The organism is Mucilaginibacter sp. P4_G9 (assembly GCF_056400985.1).
In genome coordinates, this window is sequence record NZ_JBFUKF010000944.1 from 1 (window position 1) to 570 (window position 570).

A 570-nucleotide genomic window follows, 5' to 3' on the forward strand; every position below is an offset into this window, starting at 1 on the left:
TTGGTATACAGGTAAACCGAATCCTTGATCAGGTTGGATGTTTCTAACTTGATTGCTGTGGAATCAGTAGTGTTAACGATTATTTTTTTATCCTTGTGGCATGCTGATAACAAACCGGCGGTAAGAACGAGCACCGAGTAAAATATTTTTCTCATATACAATTGAATTATAATACAAATGTGTTAACGCTATAAAAATAAGTATGTTACAACAGGCGCTATAAAAATTTTCCGGCACTTATATAATCTATCCCCACAGTCTCGGCACATAAACTGTCGGTTTCCGAATTTCCGATCATCAAAATATCCCTGCGCTGCAGGTTATGTTCCTGCATCAATAAATGTACTACATCGGGTTCGGGCTTGGGCATTGTTTCTTCGGCAAAATAGCAAATAAGGTAGGGTTCCAGTTTGTGCCATTCCACCTGCTTTATTTTATTTACCTGCTCTGATACATTTCCGTTTGTAACAATGAACAGTTTTTTACGATCAACCACAATTTCCTGTAGCAAAGTAAGCATATTTTGATATAAAAGCAATTTCAAAGGAAGCTTGGCAGTCAGCATAAGGT

1 protein-coding gene is annotated in these 570 nt (G+C 37.4%); it reads right to left on the reverse strand.

Features of this window, described 5'->3' with window-relative positions; translation table 11 throughout:
• Positions 1–217: 217 nt before the first annotated feature.
• Positions 218–570, reverse strand: a 353-nt coding sequence (locus AC1DPZ_RS28715) for an HAD family hydrolase (protein ID WP_477409954.1), incomplete at its 5' end; no start/stop codon positions are given.